Origin of the sequence: Pseudomonas gorinensis (assembly GCF_042015035.1) — a bacterium.
GTDB classification, from domain to species: domain Bacteria; phylum Pseudomonadota; class Gammaproteobacteria; order Pseudomonadales; family Pseudomonadaceae; genus Aquipseudomonas; species Aquipseudomonas gorinensis.
The window spans coordinates 3,622,134-3,637,830 of sequence record NZ_CP167125.1; the positions used below are offsets into that span (position 1 = coordinate 3,622,134).

The window sequence follows — 15,697 nt, forward strand, 5'->3', positions numbered from 1 at the left end:
GCCATGAAAGCACTCAATACCCTGACACTGAGCACACTTCTCGCCAGCCTGGCCCCTTTGGCCCAGGCCGATGTCAAACCCGATCCGGGCGACTACACGGCGCTGCCCCAAGGCACGGACGTGGTGGTGTTGTACCAGCAGAATCCGCGCGGGGATAAGGTGTACTCCGGCGGCAGGAAAGTCGCCGACAACCTCGACCTTGACCTCACCGTCGGGGTGCTGCGGCTGATTCACTTCACCGAGTTCTTCAATACCGGGCTGACCTGGGACCCGCAGATCGTCATCCCCTTCGGCTACCAGAAGACCGGCGCCACCGACAGCAAGCATTCGGGGCTGGGGGATATCACTTTCGGTGGCACGGTGTGGACCATCGCCGACCTGGCCAAGAACGAACACCTGGGCTGGTCGGTATTCGTCACCGCGCCGACCGGCAGCGAGAAGAACCAGGGCTTTGCCTTGAGCAGCAACCGCTGGGCCCTGGACTTCCAGGTCGGTTACATCAAGGGGCTTACCGATAAAATCACCTGGGATGTGATCGCCGAAACCGAGTTCTACGACGAGCAGCGTTCCACCGATGCGAAAAAGGATCCCTTGCTGCAATTGCACAACCACCTGCGCTACAACTTCACCCCGGACACCTACGCTGCGGTCTCCTACCGGCATAACTGGGGCGCGCGCGAAACCCTTGACCATGAAACCCTGGCCACCAGCCGCAGCAACGGCACGCTGGGCTTCACCGTGGCGACCATGCTGGGCAAGCAGGTGCAAGTGATGGGGCAGTTGATGCATGACACGTCGGTGCGCGAGGGCGTGAAGATTGATAATTCGCTGCAATTTCGCCTGGCGTACTTCTACTGAGCCAAGGGTTGCCCGGCATGGACACGGTCCATGCCGGTGCCGGATCAATAGCGAATCATCACCGATTTGAGTTCGGTGTAATCGTCGATAAATGCTGAGCCGAATTCGCGCCCGATCCCCGATGACTTGACGCCGCCAAAGGGTACGGCCGGGTCCAGCAGGGTGTGCATGTTCACCCACACCGTCCCGGCATGGATGGCCGGTACCATGCGCAGCGCCTTGCTCAGGTCATTGGTCCAGAGGCTGGCACTCAAGCCATAGGGCGTGTGGTTCATCAGCGCCAGCAACTCTTCTTCGGTGTCGTAGGGCAAGAACGTGGCAATCGGGCCGAAGGTTTCCTCGTTGAGCAAGCTGTCGTTGAGGCTGTTGGCGAGGATCACGGTCGGCTCGACATAGCAGCCGGGACGATCCATGGGCTTGCCGCCGTGAATGATCGTATTGTTTTCGGCACGGGCCTTGGCAAAAAAACCTTCGAGCTTGCGTTGGTGCTGGCGGTTGGTGACCGGGCCGAATTCAGTGCGTTCATCCAGCGGCGAACCGATGTGCAGTTTGCCCAGACGCTCGGACAGCCGAGCCATGAGCGGCTCGATCTGCGAGCGATGGGCGAAAAAGCGTTCAGCCGCGGCGCAGATCTGCCCGGAGTGCAGGAAACCCGCCTCGATGATGCCGTTGACTGCCGTGTCGAGGTCCACATCGCGCAGGAACCCCGCCGAGTTTTTCCCGCCCAGTTCCAGGGTCGCGCGGGTCAATCCTGCGCTGGCCGCACTGCGGCCTACGGCGATGCCGGTCGGCACCGAGCCGGTGAATGACACCTTATCGGTCCCTGGGTGTTCAACCAGTGCCTGGCCGACCCGACCGCTTCCGGTCAACACGTTCAGGGCCCCGGCAGGCAAGCCCGCGTCGACTGCCAGTTCGGCGATGCGCAGGATGGTCAGCGGGGTGAATTCACTGGGCTTGATGATAATGCTGCAGCCGGTGACCAACGCCGAGGCGAGTTTCCAGATGGCGATCATGGTCGAAAAATTCCACGGCACGATGCCCACCACCACGCCAACCGGTTCGCGCAGAGTGAACGCGGTATAGCGTTCGCCGGCAAAGGAGGGCAGGGACGGGGTGAGGGTCTGGCCGCTGATTTTGGTGGCCCAGCCGGCGTAGTAACGCAGGAAGTGCGCGGCCTGGTCCACTTCGAAGGCGCGGGAGACCTGGATGATCTTGCCGGACTGGCACGTCTCGATCTGGGCCAGTTCCTCGCGGTTGCGTTCCAGCAGGTCGGCAAGCTTGAGCAGCACGTTGCCGCGCACGGCCGGGGCCACTTGGGACCATTGCTGGAAGCCACGACGAGCGGACTCCACCGCCGCGTCGACGTCGGCAGCGTCCGCATCGGCGACGTGGGCGATCACCTGGTCGGTGGCGGGGTTGATGACTTCCAGGGTCTGGCTGGAATGGCTCTGCACGTAGCCGCCATCGATAAACAGCGTATGGCGACGACGCAGGAAGGCTTCGACTTGGGGCAGGAGGGTGATGTCGGTCATGGGGTTTTCCTGGTGGCGAACAAGGGCAAACGGGGAGGTTAATCAACCGCTGCCACGTCGGCTTGACTGTGGCTGCCTGGCGCCATGCCTGTGCCTGCCATCGGCGCGCCAGTCGCGTTGGCGGGGCGCGGCCAGCGCCCATGAAAAGTACAATTTTGCATCTGGAAGGTGCATTTTCCGGACATGCCGCTCACCGCATACTGAGCCTGCAGCCGGCGCCGCCCCTCGATAATGGAAGGCCGCCGGACATCCAATAATAAGCAGGGCCCTCCATGAAAAAGCCAAACCCGCTCCTCGAAGACCTCAAGTCCATTCTGCCGACCATTGCCGCCAATGCGTTCAAGGCGGAGCAAGACCGCAGGGTCCCCGACGAAAACATCGCGCTGCTCAAAGGGATCGGCCTGCACCGTGCTTTTCAGCCCCGTGCCTTCGGTGGCATGGAGATCTCCCTGCCGCAATTTGCCGATTGCATCGCCTTGCTCGCCGGAGCCTGCGCCAGCACGGCCTGGGCGATGAGCCTGCTGTGCACCCACAGTCATCAACTGGCAATGTTTTCCGCGCAGTTGCAGCAGGAAGTCTGGGGCGAGGACCCCAATGCAACCGCGAGCAGCAGCATCGCGCCGTTCGGGCGCACCGAAGAGGTCGACGGGGGCGTGTTGTTCAGCGGCGAGATGGGCTGGAGCAGTGGCTGTGACCATGCCGAGTGGGCGATTGTCGGTTTCCGGCGCAAGAATGCCGAAGGCACCCAGGACTATTGCTTTGCCGTGCTGCCGCGCAGCGACTATCAGATTCGCGATGACTGGTTTGCCGCCGGCATGAAAGGCAGTGGCACCAAGACCCTGATCATCGACAACGCCTGGGTGCCGGAGCACCGCATCCAGAAAGCCAAGGACATGATGGAAGGCAAGTCGGCAGGCTTCGGCTTGTACCCGGACAGCAAGATTTTCTACTCGCCGTACCGTCCTTACTTTGCCAGCGGTTTCTCCACCGTCAGCCTGGGGGTTGCCGAGCGCATGCTGGAGGTCTTCCGCGAAAAAACCAAAACGCGCGTGCGTGCCTACACCGGGGCCGCGGTGGGTGCGGCTACACCCGCACTGATGCGCCTGGCCGAGTCGACGCACCAAGTCGCCGCGGCCCGGGCCTTTCTCGAAAAGACCTGGCAGGAACACGCCGAACACAGTGAGCAGCAGCGCTATCCGAGCCGTGAAACCCTGGCGTTCTGGCGCACCAACCAGGCCTATGCGACCAAAATGTGCATCCGGGCCGTGGACCGTCTGTTCGAGGCCGCTGGCGGCAATGCCTGGTTCGAGCACAACGAGATGCAGCGCCTGTTCCGTGACTCGCACATGACCGGTGCCCATGCCTACACCGACTACGACGTCTGCGCGCAGATCCTGGGTCGTGAGTTGATGGGCCTCGAGCCCGATCCCAGCATGATCTGAGTCATTCGCCCTACGCGCCATAACAATAATCAGGGCTGCTTGTGCAAGCAGTCCGGGAGTCTTGCATGTCTGATAAATGTTCTGCGTCTTTCGACCCTCGCGCCTTTCGCCGCGCCCTGGGCAACTTTGCCACTGGCGTCACCGTGGTGACGGCGGCCGACGCCAGCGGGCGCAAGGTCGGTGTGACGGCCAACAGTTTCAACTCGGTGTCCCTTGACCCTCCGTTGGTGCTGTGGAGTATCGACAAACGTTCCAACAGCCATGAGGTGTTCGAGGAGGCCAGTCATTTTGCCGTCAACGTGCTGGCGGCGGACCAGATCGACCTCTCCAATAACTTCGCCCGACCCAAGGAGAATCGCTTCGCCGAGATCGAGTACGAATCGGGGGAGGGCGGCTCGCCAGTGTTTGCCGACTGCGCGGCTCGTTTTCATTGTGAGAAGTACCAGCAGGTCGACGGTGGTGACCATTGGATCATGATTGGCAAGGTGGTGGCTTTCGACGATTTCGGTCGCTCGCCGTTGCTGTATCACCAGGGGGCTTACTCCATGGTCTTGCCCCATACCCGAATGACTCAGCGCGATGAAAACCAGGCGCCGAGCAGCCATTTCCAGGGGCGTCTCAGCCATAACCTGTATTACTTGATGACCCAGGCGGTGCGCGCCTACCAGTCCAGCTACCAGCCTCGGCAACTGTCCACCGGCCTGCGTACCAGCGAGGCGCGCATGCTGATGGTGCTGGAAAACGACGCCAGGCTGAGCCCCAATGATCTGTTGCGTGAGGTGGCGATGCCTGTTCGGGAAATCGATGAGGCCGTCGCCAATCTCAAGCGCAAGGGGCTGGTAAACGACGATGACAACGGCGTACGTCTGACGGCGGCCGGTATCGAGCAGACCGAAGACCTTTGGGCGATCGCGCAGGCGCAACAAGAGAAAGTCTTTGCCGAATTCAGCGAAGCGCAGATCGAAACGTTCAAGACCGTGTTGAAGCGACTGATCAGCCACTGCTGACTGCCAGCCCAAGCGCGTTTGATCTTTAGCGGCAACCAATAAAAATCCGATGCCTGTGATGGCATCGGATTTTTTTGCGTCAGGTTCGGCCCCGCGAACTGACCCGCAACGTTGTCAGCATCCAGGCTCAGCGTGCTTCGGCCAGCGCATCGATCCAGTGCCGCTGAAACGCCGCAAGCGCTTCCTTCGGTTGCTGCAACTGCACAAATTCCAGCATGGGATCGGCCACTTCAGTCCGGACGCCCGCCAGTTCCTCAATGGCGGCTAATCCGCAAAACGGCACATACGCTTCGGAATACCCGCCTTCATGCACCAGCACGAGACGGCCTTGACACAGGCGTTCGGCGGCTTTGCGCACGCAGCGGGTCATTTGCCGGAACGAGTCGCTGTGCAACAGCATCCGGGCCAGCGGGTCGACGGCGTTGGCGTCGTAACCGCAGGCGACGATGATCAACTCTGGCTCAAAACGCTCCAGCGCCGGCATCACGATGCGCTGCATCGCGTAGAGGTAAGCCTCATGACCGCTGCCGGGGGGCAACGGAATATTGATATTCGCTCCCAATCCCGCGCCACGGCCGCGATCCGCTTCACCGCTGTAACCCGCAGGAAAGCAGCCGTCTTGATGCAGCGAAATGGTCAGCACGTCGGCACGCTCTTCGAAGATGGATTGCGTACCGTTGCCGTGGTGCACGTCCCAGTCGATCACCGCGACTTTGCCCAATCCACGCTGCGCTTTGGCGGCCTCGATGGCGATGGCGATATTGGCCAGGAAGCAGAAGCCCATGGCGCTGTCGGCGAGGCAGTGGTGGCCCGGTGGGCGTGACAGGGAATAGGCATTGTCGACCTCGCCGGACAGCACCGCGTCCACCGCGGCCATGGCCAGGCCGGCGGAGAGTCTGGCTATTTCATAACTGCCGGGCCCGATGGGCGCGTTCGGCCCCAATTCGCCGCCCCCGGCATCGCTCATGGCCTTGAAACGTTGCAGGTAGCCAGGCGTATGCACCCGCAGCAGGTCCTCATGCGTTGCCGGATTGGCGCTTTGTACCTGCAGGTGTCGGGTCAGGCCGGAAACGTCCAACAGGCTCTTCAACCGGCGTTTGGTTTCCGGCGATTCGGCGTGGCCGGCAGCGGCAGGCGGTTGCACCCAACCTCCTACGGGCAAGGTCAAGGCGTGCAGTCCAGCGCTGTGCCAAAGGCTGAGTTCGTCGAAGAAAAATGCACTTTTTCGGCTCATCGTCGTTTCCATTTTTTTAGGGTAAAAGGGCTGCTCATGCGCTAGGGCGGCAGCTCAGAATCAACACCAGGGACAGCAAGGTGATGCAGGCCCCGCCGATCAGCAGCGATTGAAAGTCGCCACTGGCTTCGATCAGCCGCCCAGCCACACTCGGGCCGATGGCCAGGCCGCCACCGATCACCAGGTTGGAGGCGTTCATCAGTTTTCCGGAGCGTTCGAGGTCGGCCAGGCAGGCCAGAATCAACGGCAGGATGAAGGTCCAGGTGAACTTGAACAGCAGCGCGGCCAATGCAAAACGCAGCATGTCGGGTTGGCCCAGCAACAACAGCACCGAGCCTGCCATCACCGCATAACCGAGCAGCAGCAACAGCAGGCGTGGCAGACGATTGCCGATCAGCGAGGCACAACCGGCGCCGACAATGCCTGTCATCGTGGCGATGGCAAGGATCTCGCCGCTGGACTCGGCAGAGAGGCCGGCGCGTGTGCTGATGGAACCGATAAAGGTCCAGACGCCGCTCAGGCTGATGTAAAAACTCAGGATGCCAAGAATGCCCAGTGCGGCCTTCCACTTCGAGGCGAGGGCTACTCGCTCGGCGACTTTTGCAGGCGGCGGGCTGCCCTGGGGGAAATAACGAGCCAGTGGCAGAAAAACGGTCATCAGTCCGGCGAGGATCAAGTAACAGGCCGACAGCCCGTAGTGTTCGAACAGGCGTGGCAGGATGCTCAAACCCAGCGCCCCGACCACCAGTTGCCCCATCACCCATAAGCCATAGACGCGTCCGGGGTTGGACGTCGAGGCCGCGCTGGACAGGCAGATAATCATCAATGAACCGCCGGCCAGGGCGCTGCAGAAGCGCAATGCCAGAAGCATCGGGTAATCGTGGGCCAGTATCGACAACAGGTTGGCTGCAATAAACACAACCCCGGCCGCCAATGCGGCGCGGCGCCAGTCGACACGTTTGAGCCACCAGAGAGCGGGCAGGGTGGCCAGGCTCATGGCACCCAGTTCAGTGGAGAACAGATCGCCGATCTGTGAGGCGCTCAACTGCCATTGAGTCGCCAGTTGCGCCGCCACTGCCGGTGCGGTCATGAGGATGGTCGGGGTGATGGCGGCAAACAGCACAATGGCGGCCAGCAATGCCAGTTGCGATGAAGCGAGGGAACGCTGATGGGGCAGCGGTTTGGTCTGGGTGTTCATGGTCAAGCTCCGATGAATGAATTCAGAACACATGGACCAGGCGCAGCAGCGCGTCGGTGCCGTGATAGCCGTTGTCGGTGGCGACGTTCTGCGAGAGGCTGAACATCAATTGATTCTGTTGATCGAGCCAATGACCGACTTCGAAACCCACCTGGGTGTAGCGCTTGTGGGTGTCGTCGATGCGCTGGTCATTGATGCGCAGCTCGCCGCCGTCGGCGTGGATCAGTCGCAACGCGCCATAGGTGCTTGGGGTGAAGTCGTAGGAGGCAAAGGCTTGCAGTCGATACAGCGGGTCCTGTTTCAGGTCGCTGCCGAAGTAGTCGTCGTTCTTGCCATAAAGCTGGGCTTCGAGGTTGGCTTCCAGCACCCATTTTTCACCGATGCCCTGGGTGTAGTTGTAAACGAAGGTGGCGCCCCAGCGATTGGCGCCGGGCGACACATCTGGATGGTTGCTGTGGTACTCACCCACCGGCAGGGTAATCAGGCTCAGCAGTCCGCTGTAGGTGCGCGAGGCGGGGTCGTTGATGAAGAACACTGTGCCGCCGACCTGAGGATCACCGAATCCGCTTTCTCCAGTGTGCTGGCTGGCACCCGGCAGGCGGGCGTTGATGTCGGCGAAGGGCACGATGAACTGTGGCGTGCAGAGCGTGCCGCAGATGTCGGTGAAAAAGACCTGGCGAAAAGCCACAGCGTTGACCTTCAGGTCGGCCTTGCCGGTGCTGTCGGCCGGGCCGTGGAAATCGCCGGCGCGGCTTGCCGGCAAATACAGTACGCCCAGGGTGGTGCCTGAGGGCGCGCCAAAAAAATCCCGGGCGTTGAGGTCGGCAGCGCCAGCGTGCAGGCTCGACAGACCACTGATGAGGGCCAGTGCGGTGTTGCGGGTGAAGGTCCTGGTCATGGGCATTGCATCTCTTCTTTGAGTTGTTGTGCGGCGAACGGATCGCCCGTCATTGGCAGAGGGGCAAAAAAAAGCGCAAAAGCGCCCCGTGGCGGTCAAAAGGACCGCGAAAAAGTCAGCGCGAGTCAGCGGTGCAGATCAGTCAGGCGGGGCGTGCAGCAGATGAGCTATTCGGGCTTTGTCCTTGACCCCGAGTTTGCTGTAGATGGCGCGGATGTGGTGGCGCACGGTATTGGGTGACATGCCCAGATCGCGGGCGACTTCCTTGTAGGTCTTGCCTTCGCCGAAGCCCTGGGCCACATCGTTTTCCCGTGGGCTCAGTTGCACCAGCACCGTGCGGCTGCGGGCTGCCAGCAGGAACAGGTCACCGACCGTCGAAGCCTCGACCTGCAAGTGCTTGCCTTCATACCCCTGGGCGTCCATCGCCACCGGCAGGCAAGGGCCGGTCCAGTCCGGCCATTCGCTCAGCAGCAAGTCGACGAAGCCACGTTCCGCGCAGTGCAGTGTGCCGCGCTGGTCGCATACGGCGAGCGCCAGATTGCGCGGGCTGGTGAGGGTTTCGCGCATGGCCACCAGGGTGCGGATCTGATTGGCCGATACCGCCGCTACCAGATGCAGCATGAGGTTGTTCAGCAACAGGCAATCCTGACCGGTAAAGCACGGTGCGTCGGGAGCGCGATACACCGTGAGGTGATCACTGAGGTGGGTCTGCGGGTCGACGTACGCAACGCACAGCAATTGGCCAATGCCATACAGCTCGCCGAGCCAGTTGAGCCCAGGACCGCTGGCGGGGTTGCGCATGTCGACGATGACCGCTTGTCCCAGGTTGTCGTGGACCTTGCCGACGGTCACGTCGATATGACGAATCGATTGCCAGTCCGGCAGGTAGCTGCGGGGCAATTTGTAGAGGTAGGAGTGGTGTTCTTCAGGCAACCCGTCAATCAGTGCCGCACGGCCCCACCAGGCACTGTCGAAGGGCAACAGTTGGCTGATGCAGCTCAGCGCGGCGTGATGGAAATGCTCGATATCTTTGTTCTGCGCCAGGCGCTGAAGCTCCAGTGTTATCGCGCTGAACGCTTCCAGGAGGCTGGCATGTCCATGATCATGACGGCTCATTCGTAGGTACCTCTGTGCGACATTCTTATTGTTTTCGTCACGAAGTCATTAAGGACCGGAACGTCGTCTGGACGTGGGCAGGGCCTGGGGATGAGTATCAGCGGTTTGAAAGAGGATCGCTATCCTACAGATGCACGATGGATCGTATGACTGACGGCTGCGGGCATCGGCTGTCGCGCAAACGCAACCGGGCTAATGAGATGGTCACCCCCACACCCTGCGAGGGCTACGCTTTCGCAGGGTGTTTTGTTTTTGGAGGCCATCATCATGAGCGAGTCAGCACTGATCGGGATCGATCTCGGCAAACATAATTTCCACCTTCTGGGCCAAGACAAATCGGGCCGCGAGGTGTTTCGCAAAAAGCTCTCGCGAGCGCAGATGATGCGGTTCTTCGGCAACTTGCCGAGCTGCGTCGTGGTAACGGAAGCCTGTGCCGGCTCTCACTTCATCGCCCGTCAGCTTGCGGCGATGGGGCATACGACCAAGTTGATTTCACCGCAGTTTGTCCGCCCTTTCGTCAAGGGCAACAAAAATGACTTTATCGACGCAGAGGCCATTTGCGAGGCGGCTTCCCGTCCGTCCATGCGCTTCGTTACGCCTAAAACCGAGTCTCAGCAAACCCTGTCTGTCCTGCATCGCATGCGCGAGTCGTTGGTGCATGACCGCACCAAGACAGCCAATCAGATGCACGGTTTCCTGCTGGAATTTGGCATCAGCCTGCCCAAAGGCTCAGCCATCATGAAGCGTTTGGCAGCTGTTTTGGCCGAGCATGAGCTGCCTGTGCGGCTGACAGTGCTGTTGCAACGCCTGCACGATCACTTCGTTTACCTGGATGAACAGATCAAGGAACTGGACAAACAACTGGCTTGCCAGCTGGCCGACGATGATCTGGGGAGCCGTTTGCTTAGCATGCCGTGTGTCGGTCCGATCACCGCCAGCCTTCTGGCTGTAGAAATGGGCGATGGCAAGCAATACCGATGCAGTCGCGATTTTGCGGCTTCAGTGGGCTTGGTGCCGCGACAGTACAGCACGGGCGGCAAAGCCAATTTGTTGGGGATCAGCAAGCGGGGTGACAAGCACCTGCGGCAACTGCTGGTGCAATGCTCCAGGGTTTACATGCAGAGGCTGGATCATCAGAAGGGGGCTTTGGCCGACTGGGTGCGAGCGCTGCTGCGCCGACGACACTCGAATGTGGTGGCCTGTGCCCTGGCCAACAAACTGGCGCGTATCGCTTGGGCGATAGCGGCTCACCATGCGCAATATGAAGCAGGGCCAGACGCCTTGAACGCCTGACCCTGCGGTTGTTGCAGTACCACAATTCACCCTTCAGGTTTTGCGATAGCTGAACAACGGATGACGTGAACGGCCTACCGGCCTGGCGAAGATCCTGACATAAAAATCGGCTTCAGAAGCCGACGGGCTTTTAAGGATCGTCAGGCGCGACTCTCATCGTGGCGCTGGGGCAAGCCCCAAACAGACGCCGGATAGATTTAAGCAAGCCAACCACATCGCCCGTTAATCAGTATTGCAAAAATGGGGGGACCATAGATTTTTTATGAGTTGTCGCCACCCGCCAAGCGTTACAACCGGAGCCAGGGTGCCTGCCGGGGCGTAGCAGCCTACGTCAACAGCCACGAGCGGCCACGCGGGGGTCAATCTTTACGCTCAAACCGCAGAGGGCGTGCTGATCGGGCAGGGCATCCGTTAAACTGTCGGTCATTCAATGCAAAAATGCCGCTCAAGCCTTGGGTTTGCGCGGCATTTGTCTTTATGTGGAAACCTGTCATGAAACGCGAGCACGTCAGAGCCCAACATGCCGATGGTCAGATTTCGGCCACCCATGTCATCCAGAACCCCGCCGATCCGGGCGAGTGGATCGTATTCTTCAAGAAAAGCGGTGGGCGCAGTTTTTTCCTGGTGGATGATCAGGATGAGGTGGAGTCGTTCCAGCGCCTGGACGACCTGATCGAGACCATTCGCGGCCTCGGCATCAAGTTTGCGGAAATTCACATGTAGGGCACTTGCGCCTACTTGCAGACCACTACCACGCTGCGGCTTTTGAAGTTGCCGACATCCTTGCCCAGGGTCTTGTCATCTTCACTCAACGCCGGCGTACCCTCGGTACCGACGATGCGATAACCGGTGCCCGCGCAGGAGGCGTCAGCCTTTTCGTAGCAACTGGCCCAGGAGTTGGCTTCGCCCGAGCAATCGATGGTCAGCCCCTGTTCGCCGTTTTTCAGATAGACGTCAGAGGTGGTGGTGCAACCGGTAAGCGCCAGTACCGCAGTCAGGGCCAGAATCTTGTTCATGTGTGTTCGTCGTCAAAGGTGTTGGAAGGAGCGCGGACACTGTCGTGGGGCGTTTGCGGAAGATTATAGCGAACTGCCATGTAGGTACAGACAAACACAAAAAAGCCCCGTTGAACGGGGCTTTATGCGCTGGGCGGCGAGGTTTACTTGCCCTTCGGGCGCTTGCTCGACGCGTGGCCTGCTTCATCCACGAACACTTCGGCAACCGCAATCGCTTCACGTTCGGTCGCGAATGTGCCGGCGACGCTGTCTCCGTGGAAGTTGATCAGGTGCCAGCCGTCCGCACGCTGGGTGATCAGGTAGCCATTTACGCCTTTGGGTTCTGACATCTATTAACAATCTCGTGGTCGGATTCAAAGGCGTAATGATAGCGCCAAATGTCGCAGGCTCGCCGAAGTTATTCCATGTCAATGTCTGGCGCCGAAAAGCGTGCTAAAAAGGTTGGGTCCCTTTTAAATCGGAGGAAAAATCTGATTTGGAGGTGTCGTTAGTGAAGCGCTTCGTAGGATTAGCGGAACTTACGACGACATTTTTTCTCTATGTTGACATCGCAACGCCAGCAGGACCCATTGTAAGGTGACTGCGGCCTGATTAGACTGCGCCGAATTCCGTACGCACAGCCCTTTGTAAGGACTCATATGATCAAGAAATGCTTGTTCCCAGCAGCCGGTTACGGCACTCGCTTCTTGCCAGCGACCAAGGCCATGCCCAAAGAGATGCTGCCGGTGGTGAACAAGCCACTGATTCAGTACGGCGTCGAAGAGGCACTGGATGCCGGCTTGAACGAAATCTCTATCGTTACTGGCCGCGGTAAGCGCGCGCTGGAAGACCACTTCGACATCAGCTACGAGCTGGAAAACCAGATCAAGGGCACCGACAAGGAAAAATACCTGGTCGGCATCCGTAAACTGCTCGACGAGTGCTCGTTCTCCTACACCCGCCAGACCCAGATGAAAGGCCTCGGCCACGCCATCCTCACCGGCCGCCCACTGATCGGTGACGAACCGTTCGCCGTGGTCCTGGCGGATGACCTGTGTGTAAACCTGGAAGGCGACGGCGTCCTGACCCAAATGGTCAAGCTGTACCAGAAATACCGTTGCACCATCGTCGCGGTTCAAGAGGTTGACCCTCAGGAAACCAACAAGTACGGCGTGATCGCTGGCGACGACATTGGCGACGGCCTGATCCGCGTACGCGACATGGTCGAGAAGCCAGCACCGGAAGATGCACCGTCGAACCTGGCGATCATCGGTCGTTACATCCTGACCCCGGACATCTTCAAGCTGATCGAAGAAACCGAGCCAGGCAAGGGTGGCGAGATCCAGATCACCGACGCCCTGTTGAAGCAGGCCAAAGACGGTTGCGTGATTGCCTACAAGTTCAAAGGTCGCCGCTTTGACTGCGGTGGTGCCGAAGGCTACATCGAAGCGACCAACTTCTGCTACGAGCACTTCTACAAGACTGGCAAGGCTTACTGATTCACGGTTGCCCGCCTGATTTAAAGTACGAACGCTAGAGAAAGCCACCTTCGGGTGGCTTTTTCGTTTTTCAGCCCCATGTAAGTCGGTATGCTGATGGCCTGCCGAGGAGAGTGAAATGGCCTACGATTTTGACCTGTATGTAATTGGCGCCGGTTCCGGTGGCGTTCGTGCGGCGCGCTTTGCCGCCGGTTTTGGTGCCAAGGTGGCTGTCGCAGAAAGCCGCTACCTGGGAGGTACCTGCGTGAACGTCGGCTGCGTGCCGAAGAAGCTGTTGGTGTACGGCGCGCATTTTGCCGAAGATTTCCAGCAATCCAGTGGCTTTGGCTGGTCCCTGGGGGAGGCGAACTTTGATTGGGCGACCCTGATCGCCAACAAGGATCGCGAGATCAACCGTCTCAATGGCATCTATCGCAACCTGCTGGTCAATAGCGGCGTCACCCTGCATGAGGGGCACGCACGGCTGGTCGACCCGCATCAGGTGGAGATCAATGGTGAGCGCTTCACCGCCAAGCATATCCTGATCGCCACGGGCGGCTGGCCGCAGATCCCTGAGATTCCGGGGCGCGAGCATGCGATCGGTTCGAATGAGGCGTTTTTCCTGAAAGAGCTGCCCAAGCGTGTGCTGGTGGTGGGGGGCGGTTATATCGCCGTCGAGTTCGCCGGGATATTCCATGGCTTGGGGGCCCACACTTCCTTGTTGTATCGCGGCGACCTGTTCCTGCGTGGTTTCGACGGTTCGGTGCGTACGCATTTGAAGGAAGAGCTGACCAAGCGCGGCCTCGACCTGCAGTTCAACGCCGATATCGAGCGCATCGACAAGCAGGCCGATGGCAGCCTCAAGGCAACGCTGAAAGATGGTCGAGTGCTGGAAGCCGATTGTGTGTTCTACGCCACTGGCCGTCGTCCGATGCTGGATAACCTGGGGTTGGAAAACACTGGCGTCAAACTCGACAAGCGCGGCTTTGTCGAAGTGGATGACCTGTACCAGACCACCGAATCGTCGATCCTGGCCATTGGCGATGTGATAGGGCGCGTGCAATTGACCCCGGTCGCGCTGGCCGAGGGCATGGCTGTGGCGCGTCGCTTGTTCAAACCTGAGCAATATCGCCCGGTGGACTACGCGATGATCCCGACGGCGGTGTTCAGCTTGCCGAACATCGGCACCGTTGGCCTGACGGAAGAAGAAGCGAACGAAAAGGGCCATGCGGTGCAGGTCTTTGAAAGCCGGTTCCGGCCAATGAAGCTGACGCTGACAGACTGTCAGGAGAAAACCTTGATGAAGCTGGTGGTCGATGCCGACACCGACAAAGTGCTGGGTTGCCATATGGTTGGCCCGGACGCCGGCGAAATCGTGCAGGGCCTGGCGATCGCGCTCAAGGCGGGCGCGACCAAGCAGCATTTCGATGAAACCATCGGCGTGCACCCCACGGCGGCGGAAGAGTTCGTCACCATGCGCACGCCTGTGGCTGGCTGATCAGGCTTTAGGCGTGGCCTCTGGCGCCGTTGCAATGACGGCCGCCAGGCGCAACGCGTCGATGGTGGCCTGGGCCTTGATCAGGTCCAGTTCCAGTGCCTTGTTCGTCTGCTGGTGGGCGATCAGCGCTTCCTGGCGTGATTGACTGTCCAGTACTGCGACGCGCAGGCGCTCCTGAAGCACGGTGCGTTCGTTGTCGATCTGATTGACCTGTTCGCTCAGCTTGAGCTGGTGAGCCTGATCCTTGCGGATTTGCTCCTGCAATGCACTGAGTTCCTTCGTTGTTACCCGTTGCTCGATCAGCAACCGCTCGTTGTCGCGGTGCAGTTGAGTGATCTCGTCCTGGCGCACCATGGCGCTTTGCTGGGCCTGGCGCAGTTCCGCCTGGACCTGCTGCAGCTGGCCTTCATGGCGACGCTGTTCCTGCTCGCGTTGCTCCTTGATTGCAGTGCGGTAATGCTCCAGCGCATCCCTGGCATGCAGGTGCTTTTCTTCCAGGGAGCGAATCTGTTCGTCCTTGTCACTGATCCGCAGCTCGTAGTCACTGCACGCCTGGCTGAGGCCGGCGTTGCGGGTTTGCTCGGTCTGCAGGCTGGTGCTGGCGGTTTGCAGGGCGGCACTTTCTTCGGCGAGGGCCGCGGCCTGGATATCGAATTGCTGCTGCAGCTGGCTGTGGGCCTCTTCCAGCGCATTGATCTGGGCGAGCAGGGCGGTCTTCTGCTGTTCAAACTGCGCCAAGGCCAGGTCAATCGGCTCCTGGGCTTTCTCTTTCAGGCGCTGGGCCAAGCGCGCCACCAGTTCGCCAAGCTCCTCGTCGATGGGGGCTTCGGTAATGGTCAGGCGGGTTTCACTCTCATCCAATTCTTTCAAATAACGATGAATCGTGGTTTTCGAGCCGGTATTGCCCATTTCGATGCGCACGGCATCGATGCTGGGGTTCTCGCCGCGGGCAAGGATCGCCAGGCGTGCCGTTTGAACTACTGCTTTGTTTATGCCGCCGCGAGCCATGGGGTCTCCGTCGATTTAGTACTGTGGTACGTATTATGTAGATACATACTATATCACGAATAAAATAGGGTTCAAATTCATGATTTAACAGATGGGATATTGGCGTATTATCCCGTGTCAAACAGGTTTCAGTCGCCGAT

15 protein-coding genes are annotated in these 15,697 nt (G+C 59.8%); 7 read left to right on the forward strand and 8 right to left on the reverse strand.

Going from position 1 to position 15,697, the window contains the following annotated elements; all coding sequences use genetic code 11:
- The first annotated feature begins 3 nt into the window (after window positions 1-3).
- Window positions 4-858: a transporter gene (locus AB7933_RS16530; RefSeq protein WP_024075340.1), complete on the forward strand. Its 855-nt coding sequence runs from the start codon at window positions 4-6 to the stop codon at window positions 856-858.
- Between the two features lie 44 nt (window positions 859-902).
- On the opposite strand, the gene AB7933_RS16535 is transcribed toward AB7933_RS16530, so the two are convergent.
- The gene (locus AB7933_RS16535; protein ID WP_024075341.1) at window positions 903-2,390 is read right to left on the reverse strand and encodes an aldehyde dehydrogenase family protein; all 1,488 of its coding nucleotides are present in this window, start codon (window positions 2,388-2,390) and stop codon (window positions 903-905) included.
- Between the two features lie 272 nt (window positions 2,391-2,662).
- On the opposite strand from AB7933_RS16535, the gene AB7933_RS16540 reads away from it, so the two are divergent.
- Together AB7933_RS16540 and AB7933_RS16545 are read left to right on the forward strand one after the other, a co-directional pair.
- The gene (locus AB7933_RS16540) at window positions 2,663-3,832 is read left to right on the forward strand and encodes a p-hydroxyphenylacetate 3-hydroxylase oxygenase component (protein ID WP_024075342.1); all 1,170 of its coding nucleotides are present in this window, start codon (window positions 2,663-2,665) and stop codon (window positions 3,830-3,832) included.
- A gap of 65 nt (window positions 3,833-3,897) precedes the next feature.
- Complete coding sequence (locus AB7933_RS16545; protein WP_024075343.1) at window positions 3,898-4,839, forward strand: p-hydroxyphenylacetate 3-hydroxylase reductase component; 942 nt, start codon at window positions 3,898-3,900, stop codon at window positions 4,837-4,839.
- A 127-nt stretch (window positions 4,840-4,966) separates the two neighbouring features.
- On the opposite strand, the gene AB7933_RS16550 is transcribed toward AB7933_RS16545, so the two are convergent.
- The 4 genes from AB7933_RS16550 to AB7933_RS16565 form a co-directional block, all read right to left on the reverse strand.
- Entirely contained in the window at window positions 4,967-6,073 is a 1,107-nt protein-coding gene (locus tag AB7933_RS16550; RefSeq protein ID WP_024075344.1) for a class II histone deacetylase, read from the reverse strand.
- A gap of 34 nt (window positions 6,074-6,107) precedes the next feature.
- On the reverse strand, window positions 6,108-7,271 hold the full coding sequence (locus AB7933_RS16555) for an MFS transporter (protein ID WP_093235796.1): 1,164 nt from the start codon (window positions 7,269-7,271) through the stop codon (window positions 6,108-6,110).
- Window positions 7,272-7,293: 22 nt separating this feature from the next.
- Window positions 7,294-8,175, reverse strand: coding sequence for a transporter (locus AB7933_RS16560; protein WP_024075346.1), 882 nt, complete (start codon window positions 8,173-8,175; stop codon window positions 7,294-7,296).
- A gap of 132 nt (window positions 8,176-8,307) precedes the next feature.
- Window positions 8,308-9,285, reverse strand: coding sequence for a helix-turn-helix transcriptional regulator (locus tag AB7933_RS16565; protein WP_024075347.1), 978 nt, complete (start codon window positions 9,283-9,285; stop codon window positions 8,308-8,310).
- A 267-nt stretch (window positions 9,286-9,552) separates the two neighbouring features.
- Between AB7933_RS16565 and AB7933_RS16570 the strand changes: the two genes are divergently transcribed.
- Together AB7933_RS16570 and AB7933_RS16575 are read left to right on the forward strand one after the other, a co-directional pair.
- Window positions 9,553-10,578 (forward strand): IS110 family transposase, encoded by a 1,026-nt coding sequence (locus AB7933_RS16570; RefSeq protein WP_024074122.1) that lies wholly within the window; start codon window positions 9,553-9,555, stop codon window positions 10,576-10,578.
- Between the two features lie 492 nt (window positions 10,579-11,070).
- A complete protein-coding gene (locus tag AB7933_RS16575; protein WP_024075348.1) occupies window positions 11,071-11,301 on the forward strand; it encodes a hypothetical protein in 231 nt (76 codons plus the stop codon).
- Between the two features lie 11 nt (window positions 11,302-11,312).
- On the opposite strand, the gene AB7933_RS16580 is transcribed toward AB7933_RS16575, so the two are convergent.
- Window positions 11,313-11,594, reverse strand: coding sequence for a hypothetical protein (locus tag AB7933_RS16580; RefSeq protein ID WP_024075349.1), 282 nt, complete (start codon window positions 11,592-11,594; stop codon window positions 11,313-11,315).
- A 143-nt stretch (window positions 11,595-11,737) separates the two neighbouring features.
- Entirely contained in the window at window positions 11,738-11,923 is a 186-nt protein-coding gene (locus tag AB7933_RS16585) for a hypothetical protein (RefSeq protein WP_016969599.1), read from the reverse strand.
- A 309-nt stretch (window positions 11,924-12,232) separates the two neighbouring features.
- Here AB7933_RS16585 and galU point away from each other — a divergent pair, with 309 nt between their 5' ends.
- Together galU and gorA are read left to right on the forward strand one after the other, a co-directional pair.
- Window positions 12,233-13,072 carry a UTP--glucose-1-phosphate uridylyltransferase GalU gene (gene galU, locus AB7933_RS16590; RefSeq protein WP_003212579.1) on the forward strand — a complete coding sequence of 280 codons (840 nt, stop codon included), beginning with the start codon at window positions 12,233-12,235 and terminating at the stop codon, window positions 13,070-13,072.
- 118 nt (window positions 13,073-13,190) lie between these two features.
- Window positions 13,191-14,549 carry a glutathione-disulfide reductase gene (gorA, locus tag AB7933_RS16595; RefSeq protein WP_024075350.1) on the forward strand — a complete coding sequence of 453 codons (1,359 nt, stop codon included), beginning with the start codon at window positions 13,191-13,193 and terminating at the stop codon, window positions 14,547-14,549.
- Here the strand turns inward: gorA and AB7933_RS16600 are convergent, their stop codons facing one another.
- Window positions 14,550-15,557, reverse strand: coding sequence for a DNA-binding protein (locus tag AB7933_RS16600; protein ID WP_024075351.1), 1,008 nt, complete (start codon window positions 15,555-15,557; stop codon window positions 14,550-14,552).
- Window positions 15,558-15,697 lie beyond the last annotated feature (140 nt).

Bases quoted from the DNA above. Each gene is read 5' to 3' on its own strand.
- AB7933_RS16530 (WP_024075340.1), top strand. From the start codon at position 4: ATGAAAGCACTCAATACCCTGACACTGAGCACACTTCTCGCCAGCCTG.
- AB7933_RS16535 (WP_024075341.1), bottom strand. From the start codon at position 2,390: ATGACCGACATCACCCTCCTGCCCCAAGTCGAAGCCTTCCTGCGTCGT.
- AB7933_RS16540 (WP_024075342.1), top strand. From the start codon at position 2,663: ATGAAAAAGCCAAACCCGCTCCTCGAAGACCTCAAGTCCATTCTGCCG.
- AB7933_RS16545 (WP_024075343.1), top strand. From the start codon at position 3,898: ATGTCTGATAAATGTTCTGCGTCTTTCGACCCTCGCGCCTTTCGCCGC.
- AB7933_RS16550 (WP_024075344.1), bottom strand. From the start codon at position 6,073: ATGAGCCGAAAAAGTGCATTTTTCTTCGACGAACTCAGCCTTTGGCAC.
- AB7933_RS16555 (WP_093235796.1), bottom strand. From the start codon at position 7,271: ATGAACACCCAGACCAAACCGCTGCCCCATCAGCGTTCCCTCGCTTCA.
- AB7933_RS16560 (WP_024075346.1), bottom strand. From the start codon at position 8,175: ATGCCCATGACCAGGACCTTCACCCGCAACACCGCACTGGCCCTCATC.
- AB7933_RS16565 (WP_024075347.1), bottom strand. From the start codon at position 9,285: ATGAGCCGTCATGATCATGGACATGCCAGCCTCCTGGAAGCGTTCAGC.
- AB7933_RS16570 (WP_024074122.1), top strand. From the start codon at position 9,553: ATGAGCGAGTCAGCACTGATCGGGATCGATCTCGGCAAACATAATTTC.
- AB7933_RS16575 (WP_024075348.1), top strand. From the start codon at position 11,071: ATGAAACGCGAGCACGTCAGAGCCCAACATGCCGATGGTCAGATTTCG.
- AB7933_RS16580 (WP_024075349.1), bottom strand. From the start codon at position 11,594: ATGAACAAGATTCTGGCCCTGACTGCGGTACTGGCGCTTACCGGTTGC.
- AB7933_RS16585 (WP_016969599.1), bottom strand. From the start codon at position 11,923: ATGTCAGAACCCAAAGGCGTAAATGGCTACCTGATCACCCAGCGTGCG.
- galU (WP_003212579.1), top strand. From the start codon at position 12,233: ATGATCAAGAAATGCTTGTTCCCAGCAGCCGGTTACGGCACTCGCTTC.
- gorA (WP_024075350.1), top strand. From the start codon at position 13,191: ATGGCCTACGATTTTGACCTGTATGTAATTGGCGCCGGTTCCGGTGGC.
- AB7933_RS16600 (WP_024075351.1), bottom strand. From the start codon at position 15,557: ATGGCTCGCGGCGGCATAAACAAAGCAGTAGTTCAAACGGCACGCCTG.